Source organism: Deinococcus sp. AB2017081, assembly GCF_034440735.1.
GTDB lineage: Bacteria > Deinococcota > Deinococci > Deinococcales > Deinococcaceae > Deinococcus > Deinococcus rufus.
In genome coordinates this window covers 215530-240437 of record NZ_CP140098.1, presented here as the reverse complement: position 1 = coordinate 240437, position 24908 = coordinate 215530, and the positions used below count along the sequence as shown (strand labels likewise).

Here is a 24908-nt window from a genome sequence, read left to right as displayed (position 1 = left end):
GAGGTCAGCGCCCCGTCCTACCCCCTCGCCAGGGCGTCCATGAACTCCACGGCGAATTCCACGCCCTTCTCGAAATCGCGGCGCAGGATGTTCTCGTTGGGCGCGTGAACCCGGCCGGTCGGGTTGCCGATGCCCATGGCGATCACGGGGGCACCGACGTGCTGCATGAAGGGATGCATGGGGCCGCTGCCACCCGAGCTGGGGTGCAGCAGGGGGGCGTGGCCGTGTACCTGCTCGGCCACGCGGGCGGCGGTCTGCACGAAAGGGCTGCTCAGGTCGCTGCGCGACGGGTGCTGGTGGCTCTCCAGTTCGACGATCTCGATGTCGTCCAGGCCCTGGGCGTCCAGATGGGCCCGCAGCAGCCGCACGACCTTCGCAGGATCCTGATCCGGCACCAGCCGGAAGTCGAGTTTCACCATGCCTCCCTCGGGGAGCACAGTCTTGCTGCCCTGTCCCCCGTAGCCGCCATGGAAGCCGTTGACGTTCACCACGGGCTTGAAGTTCATGTGGTGGTGGAAGTCCTGCGGAGCACCCAGACGGCGGGTGACGCCGTAGCCGTCCATCAGCGCCTCGCCGTCTCCGGGCAGGGCGGCAATGGCGTCCAGATCGGCCGGACTCTCGGGACGGATGTCGTCGTGGAAGCCGGGAATGGTGACGGTGCCGTCCTCGTCCCGCAGGGACGCGACGGCGCGGGCCAGCCGGTACAGGGGGTTGTCCACGACCGCGCCGGTCGACGAATGCAGGTCACTCGCGGCCACGCGGCAGCGCAGCTCCACGCACACGATGCCCTTGAGGCCCGCGTACAGCACCGGGCGGCCTTCTGGAGTGATCGAGCCGAACTCCCACCACACGCCGTCGGCCTTCAGCTCGGCCGCGTGTTCCTGCACGAAACCCTCCAGGCTTGGGCTGCCGACCTCTTCTTCGCCCTCCAGCAGCCATTTCACCTTCAGGGGCAGCGCACCGCCGTGGCGCTCGCGCAGGGCACGCAGGCCCGCCAGACGGCTCACGAACTCGCCCTTGTCGTCGCTCGCGCCGCGCCCGTACAGACGGTCACCGCGTTCGGTCAGCTCGAAGGGCGGGCTCTCCCACAGGTCGGCCGGGTCTTCCGGCTGCACGTCGTAGTGGTTGTAGATCAGCAGCGTGAACGGCCCCTCGCCCGCCTCGGCGACCAGCACCGGGGCCACCTGACCGGGGTGCATGGTCACGCGGAAGCCCTCGGCCTCCAACAGGAGCTGCACGGCGTCGGCGGTCTCGCTGAGCATGCGGCCCTGCGCCGACACGCTCTGCAGGGCCACCAGATCGCGCAGGTCGTTCAGGCCGCGCTGGATGTGGGCGCTCAAGTCAGAACCGGGGGAAGTCATACCCGCAGGGTAGTGGATCGTGGGGAAGGTCAAACTCAGTCTCAAGCCGTTATGAGTGTCCATCCCAGGCGTCTTCCGTACCTGGGATGGTCGGTGACAGGAAGGGATCGAGGCGCGTCGTCAGCTGTCCACGAGTCATTACGATCACTTGAAAATTGTTCTCTCCGGCAGGCACGTCGCCCTCGTCGTCCCGCCAGTACAGCAAGCCAAATGAGGCCCGGAGCCTCACGACAGATCCAGGACAGCAAGTGCTGTATATCCGCCCAGTACGACATCCGATGATTTTTATAGCCTCGCAGATGCAGGAAGCACTCGCCATTCATATAGCCGAAGTCCATCACGGCGTTTTGGTCGTGCCGGATTGAATCCATGGCACCCCCCGTCCAACGGAGCTCATTGATCAACTCGCTCAGCGCCGCAATCATCTGGCCTTCGCTCTGATGATGCTCATCGTCATCCAAAGAGGCCGCCGACGCCCGGATGGCGAACCAGCCGTGGAACTCAAACACCGGCCTACTTCCTGAACCCGTGCGGATGCTCCCGGTGCCAGTCCCACGCCGTCTGCACGATGGTCTGCAGATCCGTGAACTGCGGCGTGAAGCCCAGCTCCTGCACGATCTTCGTGGCATCCGCCACCAGCCGTGGGGGGTCACCGGCGCGGCGCGGCGCGATCTCGCGGGGCAGGGGCGTGCCGGTCACGGCGTCCACCGCGTCCAGCACCTGTTTCACACTGAAGCCGTGGCCCAGCCCCACGTTGTAGGTCGCCGCGTCCTGCCGCCCGGCGCCCAGCGCCTCGACCGCCAGCACGTGTGCGTCGGCCAGATCCTGCACGTGCACGTAGTCGCGCACACACGTGCCGTCCGGGGTGGGGTAGTCCTCGCCGAAGATCATCATCTTCTCGCGCTGGCCCAGCGCCGTCAGGCACGCGAGTTCGATCAGGTGCGTCTGGTTCGCGTGCGCCTCGCCGATGTCCCCGGCCGGCGACGCGCCGCATACGTTGAAGTACCGCAGGATGGTGTACGGCAGGCCGTGCGCCGTGTGGAAGGCGTGGATCATGCGCTCGGTCATCAGCTTGGTCTCGCCGTACACGCTCTCGGGCTGCATGGCGGCGTCCTCGGGGATCGGCACGGCGTCCGTGGTGCCGTACACGGCGGCCGTTGAGGAAAACACCAGCGGGATCTTGCGGGTGTCCACGATGGCCTGCAGCAGGTTCAGGCTGCCCACCACGTTGTTGCGGTAGTAGCGCGCCGGGGCACGCATGCTCTCGCCGACCTCGATCAGCGCGGCAAAGTGGATCACGGCGTCGGGCTGGGTGCGGATCAGGGTGTCCTTCACGGCTCCGGCGTCCAGCAGGTCGGCCCGGACGAGTTCCACGTCTCCCGGCAGGGCCTCCGGATGCCCGCTGCTCAGGTTGTCGAGCACCACCACCGTGTGCCCCGCCGCCCGCAGTTGCCGCACCGTGTGCGACCCGATGTACCCCGCCCCGCCGACCACCAGGATCTTCATGGCGTGCAGGCTAGCAGGGGAGGAGACGATGGGTCAGGCGTCCACACCGACCACATCGGCCACGCTCTGCGCGCCGTCGCGCTCCAGCAGCGCACCCAGCCCCCGGTTCAGTTCCCGCACGAGGCCCGGCCCCCGGTAGATCAGGGCAGAGTAGACCTCGACCAGATGGGCGCCGGCCCGCAGCTTGTCGTAGGCGTCCTGCGCGGTGAAGATGCCGCCCACGCCCACGACGGGAATCCGGCCGCGTGTGATCCGGTAGGCGTCGCGCACCAGGGCGGTGGAGCGCGTGGTCAGGGGCCGGCCGCTCAGGCCGCCCGCCTGCTCGCGGTTGGGGTGGGTCAGCCCGTCTCTGCTCAGTGTGGTGTTGCTGACGATCACCCCCTGGGCCCCGGCGTCCAGCGCGGCCTGCACGCTCGCCCCGAAGTCGTCCGGGTGCAGATCCGGGGCGAGCTTCACCAGAACGGGTGGGTGGCGCAGCGTGCGGACGCGCCCGGCCTCGACCTCCGCGACCACGGCCCGCAGCAGGACTTCCAGATCCCCGGCGGCCTGGAGGGCGCGTAAACCCGGCGTGTTCGGGCTGCTCACGTTCACGACGAAAGCGTCCGCGACGTCCTGAAGCACCCGGACGCACGTCAGGTAGTCGGCGATGGCGTCCTCGTTGGCGGTGGCCTTGTTCTTCCCGATGTTCGCCCAGACCGGCACCGGCCGCGTGCCCAGCGCCGTGAGCCGCCCATACAGCGCGTCGGCCCCGGCGTTGTTGAAGCCCATGCGGTTGATCAGCGCGTCGTCCTCGGGCAGACGGAACAGGCGGGGCCGGTCGTTGCCGGGCTGCGGCCTGGGCGTGACCGTCCCGACCTCCAGAAAGCCGAAGCCCAGCGCCCCGAAGGCCGGCACCGCCACACCGTTCTTGTCCAGCCCCGCCGCGAGGCCCACCGGCGAGGCATAGGTCTGCCCCCACACGGTCTGGGCCAGTCGGGTGCCCTGCGGGGCGGTGACGGTGCGGGCCAGCACAGGCCAGCCGGGCACCCGGGACGCGGCCTCCAGGGCTCCCAGGGTCAGGTGGTGGGCGCGTTCCGCGTCCAGGCGGAACAGCAGCGGCTTGGCAAGCGAGCGGTACATCGCCTGTCAGGATAGTGCGCAGGTGTGCTGACCGCTCAGGCGCGGGTGAACATGGGTTCGAGCTGCACCAGCCGGGCGTGCTGCTGCTGCTCGCTCTCGACGATCAGGTCGGCCAGGGTGGTGCCGCCCAGCACGTCGCGCAGGGCGGTGTCCACGCGGTGCCACAGGCCCTGGGTGCCGCACACGTTCTGGTGGTCGCAGGTGTGGTCGTCCTCGACGCACGACACCGGGGCGATGCTGCCCTCCATGGCCGTCACGACGTCGTAGGCGTTGATCTCGGCGGCGGGGCGGGCCAGCCGGTAGCCACCGTGCGCTCCCCGGATGCTCCGGATGAACCCCGCGCGGCGCAGGTTGCTGGCGATCTGCTCCAGGTAGTGCTGGCTGATGCCCTGGCGCTCGGCCACGTCCTTGAGCGGCACGGCCGCGCCGTCGTGCCGACCGATCTCGATCAGCGCACGCAGGCCGTACTGGGCTTTGGTGGACACCCACATACCGGCAGTCTAGCGCGGAATCCCGGGTGAAGTGTAAGGAATTGCGCCGGTGGTCGGGGAAACGGTGCAGGGGGCGAGGGTGTGGCGGCGTGAACCCCTCCGCCCTTCGGGCACCTCCCCTGGGGGGCCTGGCCGTGCAGCGGACTACCCCCTCAGTCCGCTGCACGGCCAGGCCCCCCGCTGACTGCTCTTCCCCCCCTCCTGGCCCTAGAATCCGGCGCGTGAGCACCGCCCTGCCCTCGCCCGCCGACGTGCTGCGCCGACTGCGTGGCCTGGACGCGCCCGGTGTGGTGCTGCTGGAATCGCTGGGGCCGGTGGTGGAATACGGGCGGTACTCCTTCCTGAGTGCGTGGCCCGAGCAGGTGCAGACCCACCTGCCCGACCGGCCCACGGCGCCCGGCGTCTTTCCCGCGTGGCTGGGCGGCCTGAAGTACGGCGCGGCCCGCACCTTCGGCCTCGCGGCGCACGAGGAGAACGGCGCGGCGATGTGGTGGGGACACTACCCCTCGGGGCTGGTGTGGGATCGGGAGGGCGGCACGCTGGAGGTGGTGGGCGAGCCGCACGTGGACTGGGCGGCCGTGCTGACGGGCAGCGGGGGCAGTGTGCCGGAGCTGCTGGTACCGGAGCTGCACGTCGGGCCGTTCGGTCAGGACGACATGGACTACGTCTCAGGTGTCCATGCCGTGCAGGAACTCATCCGGGCGGGCGAGGTCTATCAGGTGAACCTGTCGCGGGGCGTGCGTGCCCACGCGACCGGCGACCCGCTGGCCGCGTACCTGCGCCTGCGCGAGGTGAATCCCAGCCCCTTCATGGTCTTCGCCGATCTGGGTGACGAGGCCATCGTGTCGTGCAGCCCCGAGCGGCTGGTGCGATGGGACGGCGGCACGGTCAGCGCCCGGCCCATCGCGGGCACGCGCCGCCGGGGCGACACGCCCGCCGAGGACGCCGCCTTCGAGACCGAGCTGCGCACCAGTCCCAAGGAGACCGCCGAGCACACCATGCTGGTGGATCTCGTGCGGCACGACCTGGGCCGGGTGGCCGCGCCGGGCACGGTCACGGTGCCCGACCTGATGCTCGTCGAGCGCTACAGCCACGTCATGCACCTCGTCTCGGAGGTGCGGGCACGGGCGCGGGAGGGCGTGACATTACCGGAGGTGCTGGCCGCGACCTTCCCCGGCGGCACGATCACGGGGGCGCCCAAGGAACGGGTCATGGAGGCCATCGCCGCGCTGGAACCCGGCTCGCGCGGGTGGTACACGGGGGGCTTCGGTCTGGTGAGCGGGCCGGTGGTGGACATCAACATCCTGATCCGCACGGCGGCCTTCACGCGCACCCCGAGCGGCTGGGAGGTCAAGGTGCGGGCCGGGGGCGGCATCGTCATTGACGCCGATCCCGTCCGCGAGGCGCAGGAGACGGTACACAAGGCGCAGGCCCTGCTGAGCGTGCTGGCCGGTGTGCCGGGGCGGCCCGCGCAGCCGCCCGCACCGCCCGCGCCGGGCCGTCCGTGGGCACCGCCGCCCGCGACCGCGCGGCCGGGGGGACGGGTTCTGCTGCTCGACAACCGGGACTCGTTCACGTGGAACCTCGTGCACGACCTGCTCGCGCTGGGGGCACACGTGGACGTCCGTTCCCAGGACGAGGACGTGGACGCGCTGCTCGCCACGCACCCGGACGCCGTGCTGGTGGGGCCGGGGCCGGGGACGCCGGACACCAGCGGGAACACGCTGGCACTCACGCGCCGCTGCCTGGAGATGGGGGTGCCGCTGCTGGGCGTGTGCCTGGGTCATCAGGCGCTGGGGCAGGTGCTGGGCGGGCAGGTGGAACGCGCCGCGCCCGTGCATGGCCGACCCGAGGCCCTGCGGCATGGCGGTACCGACCTGTTCGAGGGCGTGCCGACCGGGGCCGCCTTCGGGCGCTATCACTCGCTGGTCGTGCGCGGCCTGCCAGATGCCGTGGTCACCGCGACCAGCGCCGGCGGCGAGGTGATGGCCCTGCGCGTCCCGGATCGGCCTGCGTGGGGCGTCCAGTTCCACCCCGAGAGCGTGCTCAGTCCGGCGGGCCGGGTGCTGCTGGGCAACTGGCTGCGCCTGAGCGCCCAGGCCCGGTCGTGAGGGCGCTGCCAGAGGGTGTGGACAGCCCCGCGTGGCTGCACGGCGAGTCCGCGTTCACGACGGTTCGCACGCGCCACGGTCGTCCCCTGCTGCCTGACGCACACCTGGCCCGGCTGCACGACACCTGCGCATTCCTGGGCCTGCCCGTACCACAGACCGTGCTGCCCGACCTGGACATCCTGCCGTGGGGCCTGCTGCGGCTCACGGTCACGGCGTCCGGCACGTTCTGGTCGCACCGGCCCCTGACGCCGGGTCTCCCGCCGGTCGGCGGCGTGGACGTGCGCCTCACGGGCGTGCAGGTGCATCCGCAGCTGGGAGTCCACAAGACCGGCAACTATGTGCCGTACCGGCTGGCCGCGCAGCAGGCCGCGCCCGCCTTCGAGGGCTGGCTGACCGACGCGGCGGGACACGTCGTGGACGGCAGCCGCACATCGCCGCTGCTGGAGCTGGACGGCGAACTGGTGTGCCCGGCAGGCGGTCTGCCCGGCGTGACCCGCGCCGCGTTCCTGGCGGGGCGGCCCCATGTGCAGCGGGCCGTGTCGGTCACCGACCTGCCGCGCATGACCGGCGCGTGGCTGTGCGGCAGCGGCGTGGGCGTCGTGCCGGTGCGGCGGCTGGACGGGCCAGGGCTGTCGCTGGAGCTTCCAGTGCGCTGGCCGCAGACCACGGACGACGCGCTGGTGTGGCCGGAGGACGACCCCGCGACATCCACAGCATGAACCGCCCCCGGCACTGACGGTGCTGGGGGCGGTTCTGCACGGGACTGCGCTCAGTGGCCGGTGCGTTCGCTCTGCATCTGCCCGCTGCCCAGGGCGTCTTCCAGGCGCACTGCGCCGTGGCGGCGCATCAGGGACAGGGCCTCGTCGCCACGGGTGCCGCTGGGATCCCGGGCGATCACCATGGTGTGGCCGCCGTGCAGCGCCGCCTGGAAGCGCTCGGCCTGTGCGGCGGGCACGCCCATGGTGCGCAGCAGCTTCACGTAGTCGCCGTGGTCGCTGCCGGCCAGCGCCCCGAACAGGCCGCCCAGCGCCGCGCCGCCGATGACGCCGAACAGCACACCCAGCAGTCCGCCCTCGGCATACACGCGGGTCTGAGAAAACAGGCCCAGCAGCCCCCAGATCGGCACGGTCATGAGCAGGCCGCCGACCACGCCCATCACCGCGCCCTTGATCACGCTGCCGGTGCCACCGGGAGCACCAGCCTCGGGGCTCACGCCGGTCGCCTGGGCGATGTCGTTCTCGGCGACCACGTCGGACAGGGCGAAGCCCAGATGATCGCGCTGGAAACCGCCGGTCTTCAGTGCCTCGAGCGCCTGCTGGGCCTGGGTGGGTTCGCGGAACAGGGCAACGACACTTTCCATATGCTGACGTTGTAGCACGGCACCCTGGCAGGTGGGCAGGGAGAACGTCCCGACAGCGTTCATGCGGGGCAGGGGTGGGGATCGATCCCCCAGGCGGGGGTGATCCGGAGGTCGCGGGCCGATGGAGTGTCCTGCACCGTGTTGTCCTGCACCGTGTCCGGCGGTGGCGTCGGCCCTGGCGGACAGCAGCACGCGGTACGTTTGCCTAGAGCGGATTTCCTATACTCCGGACGTGACCACCTGGGCAGCCCTGAGCGTGCCGGATGCCGCGTTCGAGACGCGGCTCAGAAGCGTGCTGCGCTCGAAGGTGGAGTTCATCGAACTGATCGGTGAGGATCTGGTCGCGGCGGGCGGCAAGCGCACGCGGCCCCTGATCACGTACCTGTCCGCGCAGCTGCTGGGCGCAGCTCCGGAGGGCCCGGCGTGGCCGCACGTCGTCGATCTGGGCGTGTGTGTGGAACTGCTCCACTCGGCGTCGCTGCTGCACGACGACCTGATCGACGACGCCGACACGCGCCGGGGCCACGAGGCGGCGTTCCGACGATTCGGCAATGTGGTCAGCGTCATGAGCGGCGACTTCATGCTCTCGCGGCTCCTGATCCTGCTGGCGGGCATGCCCGGCGGCCCGGCGCTGACCCGCGCCTTCGGCGAGACCGCCAGCGTGATCTGCGAGGGCGAGGTCTTGCAATTCCAGGTGGCGGCATACCAGGAGTACGCCATGACCCACTACCTGGACGTCATCCATGGCAAGACGGCCGCCCTGACCGAACTCGCCGCCCGCAGCCCGGCGCTGCTGTTCGGCGCCACACCGGAACAGCAGGCGGCCCTGGCGACCTTCGGGCGAGAGTACGGGCTGGCCTTCCAGATGCAGGACGACCTGCTGGATCTGGCGGGCGACGAGGCCGTGATTGGCAAGCCGGTGGGCGGCGACCTGCGCGAGGGCAAGGCCACGCTGCCGCTGCTGTACCTGCTGGACGGCCCCCACGGCGCGCAGGTGCGGGCGGTACTGGAACGCCGCGCCGCGCAGCCGGGCGACGTGATGACTGTGCGCGACCTGGCCCTGGAGACGGGCGCCTTCGACCGGACGCGCCAGGAGATCCGCCGCCGGGCCGCGCTGGCCGTGCAGGCCCTGGCTGTCTTCCCAATGTCCGAGGCCCGCGCCGAACTGGAACGCCTGGCGACGCGCGAGATCGAACGGGCCCGCTGACCTGCGCTGGAGCATCGCCGTCCACCTCTTCCGGACGGTGACTTCCATTTGCCAGGTACTGGTTCGGCGCGGCTGCCGGGGTCGCGGTGGAACCGATTCCCATTTTTCACGTGTATGTCGTCCTTTTCGGGGGTTGACGCCGCCGGATCTCCCGGTGAGGATGGGGGCGGCCCCACGTCAGGCACCTGCCCCCTCCGGAGGGGCTGTCCTGCGCCGCCGCAGTTGTCTATGCGTGTATGCTCCGGAAGTCAATGCAGCACATCATGGCCGCCCAGCCGTGGCGCGGCCCGAGAAGGAGACCAGCGAATGCGGGCATCAGGACTCAACTGGCAGGGCCTCATGGAACAGCTCCAGCAGGCGTTGCCCCACTGCGAGGTCACGGATCAGTCCCTCGCGTATTTCAAGTATCCACGCCGCACCGTCAGCCTGAACCTGCCGGTACGCATGGACGACGGCTCGGTGCGGATGTTCCGGGCGTACCGCACGGTGCACAGCACGTCCCGTGGCCCCAGCCTGGGCGGCGTGCGCCTGCGCGCCGGGGTCAGCGCCCACGAGTGCGAGGTGCTCGCGGCGATCATGACCCTCAAGGCGGCCGTGGCCGACCTGCCGCTGGGCGGGGCGAAGGGCGGCATCGACGTCGATCCGGAGAGCATCAGTGAGCACGAGCGCCAGGGCCTGATCCGGCGCTACACCAGCGAACTGGTGGAATTCATCGGCCACCACGAGGACATCCTGGCCCCCGACGTCGGCAGCGACGAGCAGGCCATGGCGTGGATCCTCGACGCCTACGCTGAGAACACCGGCGAGACCACCAGCGGCGTCGTGGTGGGCAAGCCCCTGCCGCTCGGCGGGAGCTACGGCACCAAGGACGCCCGTGGCCGGTCGGCGGCCCTGGTCACCGGCCGCGTGCTGGAACAGGCAGGCCGCAGCCTGCGCCGGGCCCGCGCCGCCGTGTACGGCTTCGGCTCGGTGGGGCGCACTGCCGCGCAGACCCTGGCTGCCCAGGGAGCGCTGGTGGTCGCCGTGAGTGACCAGGGTGGGGCCACCTACGCCAGCGGCGGCCTGGATCTCGCTGACCTGACCGCCCACCGCGAGCGCACCGGCAGTGTGCGCGGTCACGCCACCGACATCTCCCTGGACGAGCTCACCGAACTGGACGTGGACGTGCTGCTGCTCGCCTACGACTACGGGGCCATCCACGCCGGGAACGCCCACGCGGTGCGCGCCGACTACGTGGTCGAGGCCACCAACCGCGCCGTCCTGCCCGAGGCCGAGCGCTTCCTGAAGGATCACGGCGTGACCGTCATCCCGGATCTGATCGCCAGTCTGGGCGGTCTGGTCGTGAACTACCTGGAATGGGTGCAGGACGCCAGCAACTTCTTCTGGACGGAAGAGGAGATCGAGGGGGCCATCGACGTGCGTGTGAATGCTGCCCTGGACGAGGTGCTGACCTTCGCCCGCACCCGGCGCACCGACCTGCGCACCGCCGCCTACGTGGTCGCCCTGAACCGTCTGCACGACGCGACGGTGATGCGCGGGGTGTATCCGTGAGGGCGCAGAGGGCAGACCCCCGGGGGCCGACCTGCACAGCCGCACCGCGGAGCGCCGCATCCACCACCGTTTCCATTCAAGGAGTTCCCCAATGACCGCCACCCAGGATCCCGCCTCCCACACGCCCGCCCCGGCCCGTGCCCACGCCATTCCCAGCTACCTCGACCCGAACAACATCGGGCCGTACGAGATCTTTCTGGAGCAGGTCGAGCGTGTCACGCCGTACCTGGGCAAGCTCGCCTTCTGGGTCGAGACCCTCAAGCGGCCCAAGCGGATTCTGGTCGTGGACATCCCGGTGCACCTCGACGACGGCTCCATCGCCCATTTCGAGGGCTACCGCGTGCAGCACAACACCTCGCGCGGCCCCGCCAAGGGGGGCGTGCGCTTCCACCAGGACGTGACCCTGTCCGAGGTCATGGCGCTCAGCGCATGGATGACCATCAAGAACGCGGCCGTGAACCTGCCCTACGGCGGCGGCAAGGGCGGCATCCGGCTCGATCCGCGCCAGTATTCGACCTCGGAACTGGAGCGCATCACGCGGCGCTACACCAGCGAGATCGGCCTGATCATCGGCCCGGACAAGGACATCCCCGCGCCCGACGTGAACACCGGCCCGCAGACCATGGCGTGGATGATGGACACCTACTCCATGAACGTGGGCCGCACCGCGACCGGCGTCGTGACCGGCAAGCCGGTGTCGCTGGGCGGCAGCCTGGGCCGCGCCGACGCCACCGGGCGCGGCGTGTTCGTGACCGGGGCCGAGGCGATGCAGAACCTCGGGATGCCGCTGGAGGGTGCCCGCATCGCCATCCAGGGCTTCGGCAACGTGGGTGAGGCCGCCGCCCGCATCTTCTTCGAGCACGGCGCGAAGATCGTTGCCATTCAGGACGTGACCGGCACCATCCACAGCGAGCGTGGCATCGATCCCGGCGCGGCGCTCGCCCACCTGCGGGCCACCGGGAAGATCACGGATTTCCCCGGCACCGAGGAGATCACTGCGGGCGACTTCTGGGGCGTGGACTGCGACGTGATGATCCCCGCCGCCCTGGAAAAGCAGATCACCCTGGCGAACGCCGACCGGATCCGGGCGAAACTGATCGTCGAGGGTGCCAACGGCCCGACCATCCCCGCCGCCGACGACCTGCTGGCCGAGAAGGGCATCACGGTCGTACCGGACGTGCTCGCCAACGCGGGCGGCGTGACGGTCTCGTACTTCGAGTGGGTGCAGGACTTCAGCTCGTTCTTCTGGACGGAGGACGAGATCAACAACCGCCTCGACCGGATCATGCGCGACGCCTTCCGCAGCCTGTGGGCCGTGAAGGAGCAGCACGGCGTGACCCTGAGAACCGCCGTGTATATCGTCGCCTGCACACGGGTGCTGGAAGCGCGGGCGCTGCGGGGGCTATACCCCTGAGGCGCTGACGCGCCGCAGAGGGCGGACAGCAGAGGGCCGAGAGCTGACGATCCTAGCTCTCGGCCCTCTGCCGTCTGCGTTGTTACGCCCTGGCCCAGTCCCGCAGGTACGCCGTCACGAGGTCACTGACGTTCACGCCCTCGCGCTGCGCCTTCTCGATCTGGGCGGCCTTTTCCTCTCGGGTCATGGGCAGCCACAGGGCGACCTTCTCCTGGCCGTCCTCGATCATGAATTCCCCGCCGAAGCCGTCGCGCTGCACTGCGTCACTGTGTTCCATGTCGTCTCCTCCGGCCTGCATCAGCCACTCGATCACCCGCGCCTTCAGAAAGCGCCACTCCCGCCCGACCTTGCGTCCGGGCACCGCTCCGCCGCGCACCAGCTGGTACGCGGTGGTCTCGCTGACCTTCAGGAAGGCCGCCAGTTCCTCCAGCGTGAACACTTCATCCATCCGATCCTCCCTGATGTCAGGTGCGGCTATCTTGCGGCAAATGATACCAGATGTCAATAGATAGTGGTGGTTGGTGCCAGATGTTTTGTTGCAAACCGCGAGGGCAGAGGCGGAGGTCAGCCCTCGGCTCTCTGCCCTCCGCTGTCCGCTCCCTCAGTACAGCTTGTCCAGCACGTCGTCCTTCATCACGAAGGAATTCTCCCGCGTGGGGAAAGCCCGGGCCCGCACGTCGGCGGCGTACTGCTCGATGGCCTCACGCGAGAGTTTCCCGATCTCGGCGTAGCGCCGGGCGATCTTCTTGTCCTCGCCCTCGTACACGCCCAGCAGGTCATGCGTCACGAGCACCTGCCCGTCGCAGTTCACCCCCGCGCCGATGCCGATGGTCGGGACGTGCAGGCGGTCACTGATCAGCTTCGCCAGCCGGGCTGGAATCGCCTCCAGCACCACCGCGAAGGCCCCAGCCGCTTCGAGCGCCACGGCCCCCTCCAGGGTGCGGCGGGCGGTGTCGTCGTCCTTGCCCTGCACGCGCAGTCCGCCCTGTGCGGTCGCGGTCTGCGGCATCAGGCCCACGTGGCCCATCACGGGAATGCCGTTGCGGGTCAGGTTGTCCACGACCTGAAGGATCTCGGTGGTCGCGCCCTCCATCTTCACGGCGTCCGCGCCCGTCTCCTGGATGACCTTCACGGCCGCCCGCATCGCGTCCTGGGTACCCGTGTGGTACGTCCCGAACGGCAGATCCACCACCATGAAGGTGTCCGGTGCCCCCCGGCGCACGGCGCGGGCGTGGTGGATCATGTCGCCCAGCGTGACCGGCGCGGTGCTGTCGTAGCCCAGCACCACGTTGCCCAAGGAGTCGCCCACCAGGATCAGGTCAACGCCCGCCGCCTGCGCGTGCCTCCCGCCGGGATAGTCGTAGGCGGTGACCATGACCAGCGCCTGCTCGGAGTGCTGCAACTCCGGAATGCTGCGTTTCATGAGGGGAGGGTAGCAGAGGGGGAGGGGAGAGCCGGTTGGGGGCGGGGGCGATGAAGCGACCATCCAAAGAGCGGGAGTCGAGCCGACGCCGCTTGATGGCACAATCAGAGGATGCCACCGGCGCTTCACGAGTTGCTGCTCAGTCTCGACGATCCAAAAGCCTGGGAAGCGCCGCTAGACTTCGACCGTGACGCCGGATTGAGGCGAGTCAAGGTCTTGTCTGATAGCGTCCGAGAGACCCTCAAACTGCACTTCACGCTTGACGAGCAGGTACAGGATGCTTCCTTCTTCGCTGACCTCTGGACAGAGCGGCCCGGTCAGAGAGCGGTGGGCCTACGGTTCTCAAGCTTTGGCATGATGGTTCTTGGTTTCACGGACAACGTACGAGCACTCACCAGCCAAAGTTTTCCGCCTGAATTGCTCACTCTGTTGCGCGAACATAACTACGTCGCATTACATCCGGAACAGGTGGATCATCCCTATGATGGAATCAACAGTCACTTACGAGGCTGGGCAGATACCACATGGTTTCAACGGTATTTCGACTACTTGTGAAAGCAAAATCAGATCGTATGCGAAGCTTGGAAGTGCAGCTGGGCCGCGTGCCAACCCCTCCGCCCCTCCGGGGCACCTCCCCTTAAGGGGAGGCAAGGAAATAGCGCTGCCACGCCTTCTTGGCTCCCCTTGAGGGAAGCTGGCACCGAAGGTGACTGAGGAATTCTACGTCGCCCCGCCTCAGTCCTCCGCCACATCCGTCAGATCCATGGCCCGCAGTTCCGGGGCCAGATACGCGGTTACGCCGACGACGATCAGGGTGACGATCCCGCCCAGCCATACGCTGCGGGCGGTGCCCAGGAGTTTCGCGGCGATCCCGCTCTCGAAGGCCCCCAGTTCGTTGCTGGCCCCGATGAACATGCCACTCACGGCGTTTACGCGCCCGCGCATGTGATCCGGGGCTTTCAGTTGCAACGTGGCGCTGCGGATGACCATGCTGATGCCGTCGAACACGCCGGCAAAGATCAGGGCCGCCACACTCAGGGCAAAATTGCGCGACAGGCCGAAGGTGACCATGCACACGCCGAAGCCGGCGACGGCCAGCAGCAGCGTGCGGCCCGCGTTCCGGCCCGGTGGATGCTTCGTGGCGTACAGCATGATGACCAGCGCCCCGACGCTGGGGGCCGCGACCAGCACGCCCAGCCCGACCGGGCCGACCGCCAGGATGTCCGACGCGAAGATGGGCAGCAGGGCGACCGCACCGCCGAACAGCACCGAGAACAGATCCAGCGCCATGCTGCCGACCAGCACCTGCCGCTGCACCACGAAGGCCAGTCCGACCTTCACGCTGTCCCACACGGGCTCACCGGGCGTGAACTTCGGCCGGGGCTTGGGCTTCACGGTCATCACGGCGGCCAGCGACACCAGAAACAGCACGAAGGCGAAGACGTAGGCCCCGGCCGCGCCGACAGACGCATACAGCACGCCGCCCAGCGCCGGCCCGATGATCGCGGCGGCCTGCCACGCACTGGATCGCCACGCGCTGGCCCGCAGCAGCAGCTCGCGCGGCACGACCTGAGCCTGGAACGCGGGAAGGGCCGGGTCGGAAAAGCCGCGAGCGACCCCCAGCGTGAAGATCAGGGCCAGGATCGGCCAGATGCCGAGCTGCGCGGCATGCGGCGCATACAGCGCGAAGCCGCCCGCGCACAGGATCTCGACCGTGATCGTGGCGAGTAGGATCCGGCGGCGGTCGTTCCGGTCGGCCACCACGCCCCCCAGCAGCGCGAGGCTCAGGGCCGGGATCGCCTCGACCAGCCCCAGCACCCCCAGCGTCAGCGGGTCTTTGGTGATCTGGTACAGCTGATACGCGACCGTCAGGGCGACCGCACGCCCGGCCAGGGTGCTGGTCACGGCGGCCAGCAGCATGGCGCGGAATTCGGGAAGTTGCAGGACAGCGCGGCTGGACGTATCAGGCAGGGGGGACGCGCTCACCGGCGCAGTCTAGGCCCGTGCTGCGGGCACCCCGCCCTTCCTGAATGCCCGCTCAACAGCCCCGTGGCGCTCCCCAGGCCTCATCCCTGTCCCTACCCGTTCTTGATCACTTCGCCCCAGCGGCCCAGCAGGAGGTAGATGATCCACCCGGTTACGGCCACGTACAGCCACACGGGCACCGTCCAGCGCACCCACGCCCGGTGTTTGTTGAAGTAGCCACGCGCGGCCGGCAGGTCGATGTTGCCCAGGTTCCCGGCGGCCTTCAGGCCCTTGTAGGCGTTGAACAGAGCTCCCAGCGCGAGCGGCAGGTTCGCGGCGGCCAGGATGATGTGGCTGATCAGCAGCGCGAAGTACGCGCCCCGGTTCGGACCGATGTACTTCTTCTCGTAGCCCAGGCCCAGCCGGGTCAGGTACAGCACCAGAAAGATGGTGGCGAGACTGGACGCCACGATCATGGCCCGCATGTGCGCCTCGCGGTTGCCGTGGCGGATGAAGTAGACCCCGGTGAGCAGGGCCACCCCACTGAGGATGATGGTGATGACTGCCCACTGGTTGACCGTTTCCGCCATATCCCGCGCAGTCTATGGGGACAGGTACGGGGCAGGTGTCCACGCCGGACGCGGGCCGCCCGAGGGGACAATCGGCCGGAGGTGGTGCCTACAATGGCGGAGGTAGACCGGTGCCGCCCGCCCTCCGTCTGGTGACGGAGGGCGTGACGCGGGGGCGGGCAGGGGGGCGGTGGATGATGAGTGGAACGCTGACGGTTTCCCGCGCGGGTGCGGGCCTGTGGCTGCCACGGCTGGCGTGGGCCGCCCTGGCGTACAACGTGCTGGTGATCCTGTGGGGCGCGGTCGTGCGCCTGACCGGGGCCGGGGCCGGCTGCGGCGAGCACTGGCCGCTGTGCAACGGTGTCGTGGTGCCGCAGAGCCCCACGCTGCACACGGTCATTGAGTTCAGCCACCGGCTGACCAGTGGGCTCTCGGGGCTGCTGGCGATCGCGCTGGTGGCGCTGGCCTTCCGCGTGACCCACCGGGGCCACCCGGCCCGGCTGGGCGCTCTGCTGAGCCTGGGCCTGATCATTCTGGAGGGGCTGGTGGGCGGCGTGCAGGTGCTGCTGGGCCTGACCGCCGACAGCACCGATCCGGCACGCGGTTTCGTGCAGGGCGTGCACCTTGCCAACACCTTCTTACTGCTGGGGGCGCTGCTGCTCACGGCGCTGTGGGCGTCCGGGTCACCGCGCCTGCGCCTGGGCGGGCAGGGCGCGGTCGGCGGGTGGAGTGCGCTGGCGCTGGGGCTGCTGCTGGTGCTGGGCATGGCGGGGGCGGTCACGGCCCTGGGCGACCTGCTGTTCCTGCCCGCCGACGGCACGCCCATCGACACCGTGAAACGGGATTTCGGGGCCACCGCCAGCGTGATCGAGAACCTTCGTGTGATCCACCCCATGCTGGCGATCGTGGTCAGCGCCTTCCTGGTGTGGCTGGGCGTCTTCTTTCGCCGCGAGCGGCCGGGCACGGACGTGACCCGCTGGAGCGCGGTGGTCTGGGGCCTGATCGCGGCCCAGATGGTGCTGGGCTTCCTGAACGTGGCCCTGAAGGCCCCGGCGTGGCTGCAACTGTCGCACCTGCTGCTGGCGTGTGCGCTGTGGCTGGCGACCGTGCGTGTGGTGTACGCCGCGCTGATCAGCCTGCGTGTGACGGCTCCGGCCAGGGCGCGGAGCGTGGGCGCATGACGGCCTCTGATAGCGTGACGCCCATGTTGCCCGCTGCCCCCGTCCGGGCCACCTGGCGCGATTACCTGGCGCTCACCAAGCCCAAGGTCATCAGTCTGCTGCTGTGGACGACCGTGACCGCCATGTTCATGGCGCAGCGGGGCTGGCCTGGGCTGTGGCTGCTGATCGTGGTCAGCGTGGCCGGATATGCCTCGGCAGGTTCGGCGGGCGTGTTCAACATGATCATCGACCGGGACATCGACCTGAAGATGGCCCGCACCGCGAAGCGCCCCACCTCCAGCGGCCTGATTCCCCTGCGCGACGCCGCCGCGTTCGGCGCGGCGCTGCAGGTGCTGTCCTTCGCGGCGCTGTGGATCTGGGCCACGCCACTGGCGGCATGGATGAGTCTGGCGGGCTTCGTGACCTACGTGGGGCTGTACACCGCCCTGCTCAAGCGCAACACGTGGCACAACATCGTGCTGGGCGGCGCGGCCGGGTGCTTCCCGCCGCTGGTCGGCTGGGCCGCGGTGACGGGCGACCTGAACCTGTTCGCGTGGTTCCTGTTCGCCATCATCTTCTTCTGGACCCCCGTGCACTTCTGGGCCCTGGCCCTGATGATCAAGGAGGAATACCGCGAGGTCGGCATTCCCATGCTGCCGGTGGTACACGGCGAGAAACTCACCGTGGCGCAGATCGGGCTGTACGCGATCTATACCGTGGTGCTCTCGGTCATGCCGGTCTTCTTCCATGAGGTCGGGGCGCTGTACTTCGTGGCGGCCGCCGCCCTGGGCGCGTGGCTGCTGGTGCTGTCGTGGCGGCTGTACCGGCACGTCGCGGCGGGGCAGGTGGTCGAGCGCCGGGTGGCCGTGCCGCTGTACCTGTACTCCATGCTGTATCTGGCCCTGCTGTTCGTGGCCGGCGCGGCCGACCGGATCCTGTTCGCGGCGCTGGCCTGACGGACGTGCGGGATGGTCTGGCAGGACACTTGCCCGCCCCTCATGGTGTCTCATGGGCATCATGCCTGAACGAGCGGTAGGGATGGAGCACGGTGCTGCGCCGCCAGCCGGGACGCACGCGGCACATCGGCCCGCACGACGCACTAAACTGTGGGCAAGAGGAAAGGAGTGATGTTGAACACCATCCAAGACCGCTCACGCGGCATCCGGGGACGCGCTGGCCGACTGGGTGTCCTGGCCGCCGTGCCCCTGCTGACCCTGCTCAGCGGCTGTCAGCAGACCCGGCAATCGCTCTCGATCGGGGATTTCGCGTCCGCCTACAACCGCGAGATCTGGTGGATGAGCCTGTGGGCCATCGCCCTGTCGATCATCATCTTCATCGGCGTGTCGTACGCGCTGTTCTACACGGTCAACAAGTTCCGTGAGGACAAGCACGACGCCGCGCCCGCGCAGTTCCACGGCAACAACCGACTGGAGGTCGCGCTGGTCGTCGTGCCCGTGCTGATCGTCTTCGGTCTGAGCGTGCTCGCGGTCAAGAGCCTCGCCGTGGTGAATGCCGTGGACGCCCAGGCGCCGAAGATCGATGTCCTGGCGCGGCAGTTCTGGTGGAACTTCTCGTATCCGGCCGCCACCGCTGCGGCGGGCGGCACCGTCACCAACGGCAACGAGATGATCATGCCGGCCAAGCAGGGCGTGACCCTGACGATCACGAGCGGTGACGTGATCCACGGGTTCTGGGCCCCGAACATCGGGGGTCAGCGGGCCGCCATGCCCGCCGTGAACAAGGTCTGGACGGTGGACTCCGACCGGGCCGGCGCGTACCAGGGCAACTGCTCGCAGCTGTGCGGGGCGAGCCACGCCAACATGCGCTACAAGGTCGTCGTGCTGGAACAGGATCGTTACGCCTCCACTGTCAGCGCCATGCAGGCCTACCGTGCGCCCGAACCCGCCCCCGGCAGCGCCGAGGCGCGTGGCTACGCCCTGTTCATGCAGGGCAAGGCCAGCACCCGCGCCCAGGCGTGCGCGGCGTGCCACCGCGTGCAGGGCACGACAGCCGCCGGAGCCGCCGGCCCCGACCTGAGCTTCTTCGGCACCCGCCGCACGCTGGGGGCCGGCATGTGGGAGGCCATGACCGAGGAGCGCTGGGAAGACGAGCAGGCCGCCGAGCAGCTGCACGCGTGGCTCAAGCACGCGCCCGTCGTGAAGCCCGGCGCGCTGATGCCCCGCTATGACGGCGGCGACTACATGATCCAGGGCAAGGTGCAGAAGGGCGGCACGCTCACGGACACCGAGATCGACGACATCGCCGCGTACCTGCGCAGCCTCCGGCTGCCCGAGGCGGCGGACTACTGGAGGGACACGCCTGTGCAGGGTGCGCCCACCGCAGGAGGATCGCAGTGACCATCCAGCACGCTCCTCAGCCCCAGACGGTGGCTCCCCGGCACTCCGTGTGGGAGGTCATCAAGGATTACATGATGACCACCGATCACAAGAAGATCGGCACGCTGTACATCGGCACGTCCATCCTGGGCTTTGCGATCGCCGGGCTGCTCGCCGTGGCGATCCGCCTGCAGCTCGCGGTGCCGGACAACACCTTCCTGGTGGGCAACACCTACAACCAGGTGCTGACCCTGCACGCCGCGCTGATGATCTTCTTCTTCCTGATTCCCATCGGCCTGTTCGGCTTCGGGAACTGGATCCTGCCGCTGCAGCTCGGGGTGCGCGACGTGGCCCTGCCGCGCGTGAACACCTTCGCGGTGTGGCTGTTCATCTTCTCGCTGATCCTGGTGATCCTGGGGCTGGCGAACGGCGGCGCGCCGGGCGTGGGCTGGACGTTCTACTACCCCCTGTCGGTCGACGCCAATCAGACCGGCGTGTCGGTGCTGATGGTCGCGCTGACCCTGAACGGGATCGCGTCGCTGCTGGGCTCGGCGAACTTCGCGGCCACGGTCGTGAACATGCGCGCGCCGGGCATGAGCCTGTGGAAGATGCCGATCTTCGCGTGGAGCATCTTCGCCACCTCGATTCTCCAGCTGATCTCGCTGGGCGGTCTGACCGCCGCCGCGCTGGTCACGTACCTGGAAATCAAGCTGGGCCTGAGCATGTTCAACCCGGGGATCGGCGGCGTGCCGGTCATGTTCCAGCAGTTCTTCTGGTTCTACTCGCACCCGGCCGTGTACGTCATGCTGCTGCCCTACCTGGGCATCGGCGCGGAGATCGCCTCGACCATGGCCCGCAAGCCGCTGTTCGGGTACCGCGTGATGGTGTACTCGATCCTGGGGATCGTGCTGGTGTCGCTGCTGGTGTGGGTGCACCACATGTTCGCCGTGGGCCTGCCCGAGTCGTGGCAGATCGCGTTCATGATCGCCACCCTGATCGTGGCCGTGCCGACCGGCGTGAAGATCTTCAACCTGATCGGCACCCTGTGGGGCGGCCGGATCATGATGCGCACGCCCACGTACTGGCTGGTCGGCTTCATCTTCAACTTCCTGATCGGAGGCATCACCGGCGTGGCGCTGGGCATGATTCCCTTCGACTACCAGGTCACCATGTCGTACTTCGTGGTCGCGCACTTCCACAACGTCATGATGTTCGGCACGGCGTTCCTGGCCATGGGCGGCATCTACTACTGGTGGCCCAAGATGACCGGCCGCTTCCTCAGCGAGAAGCTGGGGCTGTGGCACTTCTGGCTGTTCATGGTGGGCTCGTGGATGACCTTCCTGCCGCAGTACATCCTGGGTCTGCTGGGCATGCCCCGCCGCTATTACACCTACCCCTCCGGCAACTTCGCGTGGACCGAGCTGAACTTCATCTCGACCCTGGGGGCGCTGACCCTGCTGGCCGGCGGCGTGGTGTGGGTCTGGAACATGTGGCAGAGCGTCAAGGTGCCTGCCACCGCGAGCCCGAACCCCTGGGGCGGCTTCACGCTGGAGTGGACGGCCGCGAGCCCGCCCGCCGCGTACAACTTCGCCCATGACTTCCCCCGCACCTTCCCCACCGAACGCCCCCTGTACGACTGGGAAAAGAACGGCGACACCCTGACCCCGGTCGATCCCAAGACCATCCACCTGCCGCAGGACTCGTGGGGCCCGTTCATCACCGCCGTGGGCCTGCTGCTCATGGGCTATGGCCTGAGCTTCGGGTGGTTCACCAACTACACGCCGGCGAATGGCCTGCAGCCGTTCTTCAATGCAGCCCCCGGCCACGTGTTCGCCTCGATCGTGCTGTACCTGAGCATCCCGCTGTTCCTGTACGGGCTGTTCAAGTGGGCCGGCACCCCCGAATACAAGGAGCCGACCGAGCACCACTTCCTGACCAAGTACGACAACGGCTTCCTGGGCATGGCGTGGTTCATCATCTCGGAAGTGGGTCTGTTCGGCGTGCTGATCGCCGGGTACGTCTACCTGCGCGTGACCGGGCTGGCCGAGCCGCCTGCCCTGCGCCCGAACATCTGGCTGGCAGCGCTGAACACCCTGATCCTGGTCAGCAGCTCCTTCGTGATCCACCGCGCCGAGCAGGACAACCACCACGGCAAGCTCACCCGCTTCCGCATCGGCCTGTTCGTGACCCTGGTGCTGGGCGCCCTGTTCATGCTCTTCCAGGTGTACGAGTTCGCGCTGTTCGGGGCCGAGAGTGACTGGAAGCAGAACCTGTGGCAGTCGTGCTTCTTCACCATCGTCGGCCTGCACGGTCTGCACATCCTGATCGGCGGTACGGGCGTGGCCCTGCCATACTTCCAGGCCATGACCGGCAAGATGGACAAGCACAACCACGGCTCGATCACCCCCGCCAGCCTGTACTGGCACCTGGTGGACGTGGTCTGGCTGCTGATCGTGGCGATCTTCTACGCCTGGTAACCCTGCCTTCCCGGTGCGGGAGTAGACCCGGCGTCAACGGGCCGGCCGCCCGGCCCGGCGGAGTCTGACAACGATACGAGCAGAGAGCAGAGGGCCACTCCCTCTGCTCTTCTCTTTTGCTGTTGGCTCAATGCTCTCTGCCCTCTGCCTCTCGCAGGGACACCCCGCCCCCGCCCGCGCCCTAGCCTGGGCGCATGAAAGTGCTGACTGCCGCGCTGCTCGCCGTGGCCGCGATCCTGGGGGGACTGCTGCTGTACCGGCAGGCGAACCCCGGGCTGACGGGCGGGGACGCGCTGGACGTTCCGAAACCGCTGCCGGCGGTCGCCCTGCTCGACGACCGCGGGCAGGCGACCACCCTGGCTGCCGGGGACGGCCGGATGCGACTGGTCTTCTACGGGTTCGTTCGCTGCCCGGACGTGTGCCCGGCCACGCTTGCCAGTCTGAAGAACACCTACGCGGCCCTGTCGCCTGAGCAGCGGCAGCGGGTACAGGTGCAACTGGTGTCGGTCGATCCGGCGTATGATCGGCCGGCCGTGCTGCGCGGGTACCTCGACCGCTTCGAGCCGGCGTTCACGGGCCTGACCGGCACCACGGAGGCCGTGAATCAGGCGGCGCTCGCCATGTTCGTCAGCGTGGTCACGCCGGTGCCGGACGAGGGCCACGGCGCAGGGACACACGGCGACCACGGTGCCACTCCGGTCGCCCAGTCGGCGGCGACCGCCGCGACCCTGCACGGCGATCAGGTCAGCGTGGTCGACGGTCAGGGGCGCTTCGTGCGGGTATACGGCAACGGGGCCGTGATCGACGGCACGCTGCAGCGCGACCTGCCGGGCCTGATCCGCCAGTACGGCAGCTGAGGCCACGCGTCAGGTCAGGCCGGGAGCTGCACCACGCTGAACACCGCGCCGCCCGGATCGTTCAATACGGCGATGGTGCCGTAAGGTGTCTCGAAGGGTGGCACGCTGACCGTGCCGCCGCTGGTGGGCACGAGCTGCACTGTGGCGTGCACGTCGCTGACTGCGAAGTAGGGCATCCAGTGGGCCGGGATGGATGCGGGCCAGTGCGCGTCGTCCATCTGCATGATGCCGACGACATTCGTGCCGCTGCGCTGGAGCATGTGGTACGTGACGTCCCCCGGTACCTGTTCGCTCTGGAGGTTCAGCAGGCCTGTGTAGAAGTCCAGCGCCCGGCCGCTGTCGCGCGTCACGATTTCCTGCCACGTGGGTGCGCCGTGCTCATCGGCCACGGTGAAGCCGTGGAAGTCCAGCGGCTGCCACATCCCGAAGACTGCACCGGTCGGGTCAGCCGCGACCAGCATGTGCCCCAGTTCCATGACCTGCATGGGCTCCACCATGACGCTGCCGCCCCGTTCCCGGATGTGCCCGGCGTCGGCCTGCGCGTCGTCGGAGCTGAAGTAGACCGTCCACGCGCTGGGCATACCGGGCGACGCGGGGACGAGCCCCGCCACCTCCTGACCGTCCTTGCGGGCACGGTGGTAGTGGCCCAGCGCAGGGCCGTAATCCTCGAAGGCCCAGCCGAACAGCGCCGTGTAGAAGGCCTTGGTTGCCTCCGGGGCGGTGGTGGTCAGGTCGTACCACGTGGGTGTGCCGGCAGGGTGGGCCTGGACGACTGGCATGGGAAACCTCCTTCTGCGGATGGCAGGGCATGCGGCGGCCTTCCCGCGTGGCGGGCGGGGGCAGGGACGGCGGATCACCGGGGCCAGAGCGTCTGTTTCCTTACACTTCCACTGTACGGCGGCTGTCGTCTGCTGTCAAATTCTCGCCACCCGGTTCCGCTCACAGCGAAATTGCGCTACACTTCCGGCATGACCGATGCTGCCCCCGGACTCGACGCCGCGCTGCGGCCCAAGACCCTGGCCGAATACGTCGGGCAGGAGCGGCTCAAGGACAAGATGGGCGTGTACCTCCAGGCCGCCCGTGGCCGCCGCGAGGCCCTCGACCACACCCTGCTCTTCGGCCCGCCCGGCCTGGGCAAGACCACCCTGGCGCACATCATCGCCGCGGAACTCGGCGTGAACATCCGCGTGACCAGTGGCCCCGCCATCGAGAAGCCCGGCGACCTCGCCGCCATCCTCACGAACTCGCTGGAGGAGGGGGACGTGCTGTTCATCGACGAGATCCACCGCCTGGGCCGCGTGGCGGAGGAGCACCTGTACCCCGCCATGGAGGACTTCAAGCTCGACATCGTGCTCGGGCAGGGGCCCGCGGCGCGCACCATCGAGCTGCCCCTGCCGCGCTTCACGCTGGTCGGCGCGACCACCCGCCCGGGCCTGATCACCGCCCCCATGCGCAGCCGCTTCGGGATCATCGAGCACCTCGAGTACTACACGCCCGAGGAGATCGCCACGAACCTCCTGCGCGACGCCCGCCTGCTCGGCTTCGGGCTGGACGAGACGGCGGCGCTGGAGGTCGGCGCGCGCTCGCGCGGCACCATGCGCATCGCCAAGCGGCTGCTGCGTCGCGTGCGCGACTACGCCGAGGTGGCCGGCGAGAGCACCATCAGTATCGAGCGGGCGTACAGCGCCCTGGACAAGCTGGGCCTGGACTCCGCGGGCCTCGACGACCGCGACAAGAAGTACCTGGAGACCCTGATCCACCGCTTCGCGGGCGGCCCGGTCGGCGTGGACACCCTGGCGACTGCCATTTCCGAGGACGCCCTGACGCTGGAGGACGTGTACGAGCCGTACCTGATCCAGCTGGGCTTCATCAAGCGCACGCCGCGCGGCCGGGTCGCCACGGCGCACGCCTACGACCACCTCGGCCTGCCCGTGGGCGGCGGGGACGGCGATCTCGGGCTGTACGTGAACTGACGCGGGGCGACCTGCGGCGGGCCGGGCC

Annotated in this window: 23 protein-coding genes and 1 pseudogene; 12 read left to right on the top strand and 12 right to left on the bottom strand. The window is 68.9% G+C overall.

Translation table 11 applies throughout. The annotated features are described in order from the left end of the window. Positions 1-17: 17 nt before the first annotated feature. From U2P90_RS01150 to U2P90_RS01135, 6 genes and pseudogenes are all read right to left on the bottom strand, one after another. Positions 18-1361, bottom strand: coding sequence for a M20/M25/M40 family metallo-hydrolase (locus U2P90_RS01150; protein WP_322473431.1), 1344 nt, complete (start codon positions 1359-1361; stop codon positions 18-20). Positions 1362-1410: 49 nt separating this feature from the next. Next, a complete protein-coding gene (locus U2P90_RS20150; RefSeq protein ID WP_380101408.1) occupies positions 1411-1680 on the bottom strand; it encodes an Imm7 family immunity protein in 270 nt (89 codons plus the stop codon). Further along, a pseudogene (locus tag U2P90_RS20145) lies at positions 1595-1990 on the bottom strand (Imm7 family immunity protein); the annotation flags it as partial. The gene U2P90_RS20150 and the pseudogene U2P90_RS20145, both read right to left, overlap by 86 nt. Continuing rightward, positions 1875-2867 (bottom strand): UDP-glucose 4-epimerase GalE, encoded by a 993-nt coding sequence (gene galE, locus U2P90_RS01145; protein ID WP_322473430.1) that lies wholly within the window; start codon positions 2865-2867, stop codon positions 1875-1877. The pseudogene U2P90_RS20145 and the gene galE, both read right to left, overlap by 116 nt. A 33-nt stretch (positions 2868-2900) precedes the next feature. Next, positions 2901-3986 (bottom strand): quinone-dependent dihydroorotate dehydrogenase, encoded by a 1086-nt coding sequence (locus U2P90_RS01140; protein ID WP_322473429.1) that lies wholly within the window; start codon positions 3984-3986, stop codon positions 2901-2903. Positions 3987-4021: 35 nt separating this feature from the next. Continuing rightward, entirely contained in the window at positions 4022-4477 is a 456-nt protein-coding gene (locus tag U2P90_RS01135; RefSeq protein ID WP_295817143.1) for an RrF2 family transcriptional regulator, read from the bottom strand. 221 nt (positions 4478-4698) lie between these two features. On the opposite strand from U2P90_RS01135, the gene U2P90_RS01130 reads away from it, so the two are divergent. Both U2P90_RS01130 and U2P90_RS01125 read left to right on the top strand, forming a co-directional pair. Continuing rightward, positions 4699-6588 (top strand): chorismate-binding protein, encoded by a 1890-nt coding sequence (locus U2P90_RS01130; RefSeq protein ID WP_322473428.1) that lies wholly within the window; start codon positions 4699-4701, stop codon positions 6586-6588. Further along, positions 6585-7307 carry an aminotransferase class IV gene (locus U2P90_RS01125; protein ID WP_322473427.1) on the top strand — a complete coding sequence of 241 codons (723 nt, stop codon included), beginning with the start codon at positions 6585-6587 and terminating at the stop codon, positions 7305-7307. Before U2P90_RS01130 ends, U2P90_RS01125 begins: the two co-directional genes overlap by 4 nt. A 50-nt stretch (positions 7308-7357) precedes the next feature. On the opposite strand, the gene U2P90_RS01120 is transcribed toward U2P90_RS01125, so the two are convergent. Then, a complete protein-coding gene (locus U2P90_RS01120; RefSeq protein WP_322473426.1) occupies positions 7358-7948 on the bottom strand; it encodes a hypothetical protein in 591 nt (196 codons plus the stop codon). A 232-nt stretch (positions 7949-8180) separates the two neighbouring features. Here U2P90_RS01120 and U2P90_RS01115 point away from each other — a divergent pair, with 232 nt between their 5' ends. The 3 genes from U2P90_RS01115 to U2P90_RS01105 all read left to right on the top strand — a co-directional run bounded on the left by U2P90_RS01115 (position 8181) and on the right by U2P90_RS01105 (position 12120). Then, positions 8181-9155 (top strand): polyprenyl synthetase family protein, encoded by a 975-nt coding sequence (locus U2P90_RS01115; protein WP_322473425.1) that lies wholly within the window; start codon positions 8181-8183, stop codon positions 9153-9155. A 306-nt stretch (positions 9156-9461) separates the two neighbouring features. Then, a complete protein-coding gene (locus tag U2P90_RS01110) occupies positions 9462-10706 on the top strand; it encodes a Glu/Leu/Phe/Val family dehydrogenase (protein ID WP_322473424.1) in 1245 nt (414 codons plus the stop codon). Between the two features lie 91 nt (positions 10707-10797). Continuing rightward, positions 10798-12120 (top strand): Glu/Leu/Phe/Val family dehydrogenase, encoded by a 1323-nt coding sequence (locus U2P90_RS01105; RefSeq protein WP_322473423.1) that lies wholly within the window; start codon positions 10798-10800, stop codon positions 12118-12120. 82 nt (positions 12121-12202) lie between these two features. Here the strand turns inward: U2P90_RS01105 and U2P90_RS01100 are convergent, their stop codons facing one another. Both U2P90_RS01100 and panB read right to left on the bottom strand, forming a co-directional pair. Then, positions 12203-12568, bottom strand: coding sequence for a helix-turn-helix domain-containing protein (locus U2P90_RS01100; protein ID WP_295817132.1), 366 nt, complete (start codon positions 12566-12568; stop codon positions 12203-12205). 153 nt (positions 12569-12721) lie between these two features. Next, positions 12722-13543 (bottom strand): 3-methyl-2-oxobutanoate hydroxymethyltransferase, encoded by an 822-nt coding sequence (panB, locus tag U2P90_RS01095; protein WP_322473422.1) that lies wholly within the window; start codon positions 13541-13543, stop codon positions 12722-12724. Between the two features lie 111 nt (positions 13544-13654). On the opposite strand from panB, the gene U2P90_RS01090 reads away from it, so the two are divergent. Beyond that, complete coding sequence (locus tag U2P90_RS01090) at positions 13655-14098, top strand: hypothetical protein (RefSeq protein ID WP_322473421.1); 444 nt, start codon at positions 13655-13657, stop codon at positions 14096-14098. Positions 14099-14278: 180 nt separating this feature from the next. Here U2P90_RS01090 and U2P90_RS01085 read toward each other — a convergent pair whose 3' ends face one another. Together U2P90_RS01085 and U2P90_RS01080 are read right to left on the bottom strand one after the other, a co-directional pair. Further along, complete coding sequence (locus U2P90_RS01085; protein ID WP_322473420.1) at positions 14279-15529, bottom strand: MFS transporter; 1251 nt, start codon at positions 15527-15529, stop codon at positions 14279-14281. 92 nt (positions 15530-15621) lie between these two features. Continuing rightward, positions 15622-16098 (bottom strand): DUF420 domain-containing protein, encoded by a 477-nt coding sequence (locus U2P90_RS01080; RefSeq protein WP_322473419.1) that lies wholly within the window; start codon positions 16096-16098, stop codon positions 15622-15624. A 176-nt stretch (positions 16099-16274) separates the two neighbouring features. On the opposite strand from U2P90_RS01080, the gene U2P90_RS01075 reads away from it, so the two are divergent. The 5 genes from U2P90_RS01075 to U2P90_RS01055 all read left to right on the top strand — a co-directional run bounded on the left by U2P90_RS01075 (position 16275) and on the right by U2P90_RS01055 (position 22907). Next, positions 16275-17258 (top strand): COX15/CtaA family protein, encoded by a 984-nt coding sequence (locus U2P90_RS01075; RefSeq protein ID WP_322473418.1) that lies wholly within the window; start codon positions 16275-16277, stop codon positions 17256-17258. Beyond that, positions 17255-18193: a heme o synthase gene (locus U2P90_RS01070; protein WP_295817119.1), complete on the top strand. Its 939-nt coding sequence runs from the start codon at positions 17255-17257 to the stop codon at positions 18191-18193. Before U2P90_RS01075 ends, U2P90_RS01070 begins: the two co-directional genes overlap by 4 nt. 171 nt (positions 18194-18364) lie before the next feature. Continuing rightward, complete coding sequence (gene coxB / locus U2P90_RS01065; RefSeq protein WP_322473417.1) at positions 18365-19594, top strand: cytochrome c oxidase subunit II; 1230 nt, start codon at positions 18365-18367, stop codon at positions 19592-19594. After that, complete coding sequence (locus tag U2P90_RS01060) at positions 19591-22050, top strand: cbb3-type cytochrome c oxidase subunit I (RefSeq protein ID WP_322473416.1); 2460 nt, start codon at positions 19591-19593, stop codon at positions 22048-22050. The genes coxB and U2P90_RS01060 overlap by 4 nt, the downstream gene beginning before the upstream one ends. 194 nt (positions 22051-22244) lie before the next feature. After that, positions 22245-22907: an SCO family protein gene (locus U2P90_RS01055; RefSeq protein WP_322473415.1), complete on the top strand. Its 663-nt coding sequence runs from the start codon at positions 22245-22247 to the stop codon at positions 22905-22907. A 14-nt stretch (positions 22908-22921) separates the two neighbouring features. Here U2P90_RS01055 and U2P90_RS01050 read toward each other — a convergent pair whose 3' ends face one another. After that, positions 22922-23686 (bottom strand): VOC family protein, encoded by a 765-nt coding sequence (locus tag U2P90_RS01050; protein ID WP_322473414.1) that lies wholly within the window; start codon positions 23684-23686, stop codon positions 22922-22924. A gap of 189 nt (positions 23687-23875) precedes the next feature. Here U2P90_RS01050 and ruvB point away from each other — a divergent pair, with 189 nt between their 5' ends. Then, positions 23876-24880: a Holliday junction branch migration DNA helicase RuvB gene (gene ruvB / locus U2P90_RS01045; protein WP_322473413.1), complete on the top strand. Its 1005-nt coding sequence runs from the start codon at positions 23876-23878 to the stop codon at positions 24878-24880. The last annotated feature ends 28 nt before the right edge of the window (positions 24881-24908 follow it).

Bases quoted from the DNA above. Each gene is read 5' to 3' on its own strand.
- U2P90_RS01150 (WP_322473431.1), bottom strand. From the start codon at position 1,361: ATGACTTCCCCCGGTTCTGACTTGAGCGCCCACATCCAGCGCGGCCTG.
- U2P90_RS20150 (WP_380101408.1), bottom strand. From the start codon at position 1,680: ATGGCGAGTGCTTCCTGCATCTGCGAGGCTATAAAAATCATCGGATGT.
- galE (WP_322473430.1), bottom strand. From the start codon at position 2,867: ATGAAGATCCTGGTGGTCGGCGGGGCGGGGTACATCGGGTCGCACACG.
- U2P90_RS01140 (WP_322473429.1), bottom strand. From the start codon at position 3,986: ATGTACCGCTCGCTTGCCAAGCCGCTGCTGTTCCGCCTGGACGCGGAA.
- U2P90_RS01135 (WP_295817143.1), bottom strand. From the start codon at position 4,477: ATGTGGGTGTCCACCAAAGCCCAGTACGGCCTGCGTGCGCTGATCGAG.
- U2P90_RS01120 (WP_322473426.1), bottom strand. From the start codon at position 7,948: ATGGAAAGTGTCGTTGCCCTGTTCCGCGAACCCACCCAGGCCCAGCAG.
- U2P90_RS01110 (WP_322473424.1), top strand. From the start codon at position 9,462: ATGCGGGCATCAGGACTCAACTGGCAGGGCCTCATGGAACAGCTCCAG.
- U2P90_RS01105 (WP_322473423.1), top strand. From the start codon at position 10,798: ATGACCGCCACCCAGGATCCCGCCTCCCACACGCCCGCCCCGGCCCGT.
- U2P90_RS01100 (WP_295817132.1), bottom strand. From the start codon at position 12,568: ATGGATGAAGTGTTCACGCTGGAGGAACTGGCGGCCTTCCTGAAGGTC.
- panB (WP_322473422.1), bottom strand. From the start codon at position 13,543: ATGAAACGCAGCATTCCGGAGTTGCAGCACTCCGAGCAGGCGCTGGTC.
- U2P90_RS01090 (WP_322473421.1), top strand. From the start codon at position 13,655: ATGCCACCGGCGCTTCACGAGTTGCTGCTCAGTCTCGACGATCCAAAA.
- U2P90_RS01080 (WP_322473419.1), bottom strand. From the start codon at position 16,098: ATGGCGGAAACGGTCAACCAGTGGGCAGTCATCACCATCATCCTCAGT.
- U2P90_RS01075 (WP_322473418.1), top strand. From the start codon at position 16,275: ATGAGTGGAACGCTGACGGTTTCCCGCGCGGGTGCGGGCCTGTGGCTG.
- U2P90_RS01070 (WP_295817119.1), top strand. From the start codon at position 17,255: ATGACGGCCTCTGATAGCGTGACGCCCATGTTGCCCGCTGCCCCCGTC.
- coxB (WP_322473417.1), top strand. From the start codon at position 18,365: ATGTTGAACACCATCCAAGACCGCTCACGCGGCATCCGGGGACGCGCT.
- U2P90_RS01055 (WP_322473415.1), top strand. From the start codon at position 22,245: ATGAAAGTGCTGACTGCCGCGCTGCTCGCCGTGGCCGCGATCCTGGGG.
- U2P90_RS01050 (WP_322473414.1), bottom strand. From the start codon at position 23,686: ATGCCAGTCGTCCAGGCCCACCCTGCCGGCACACCCACGTGGTACGAC.
- ruvB (WP_322473413.1), top strand. From the start codon at position 23,876: ATGACCGATGCTGCCCCCGGACTCGACGCCGCGCTGCGGCCCAAGACC.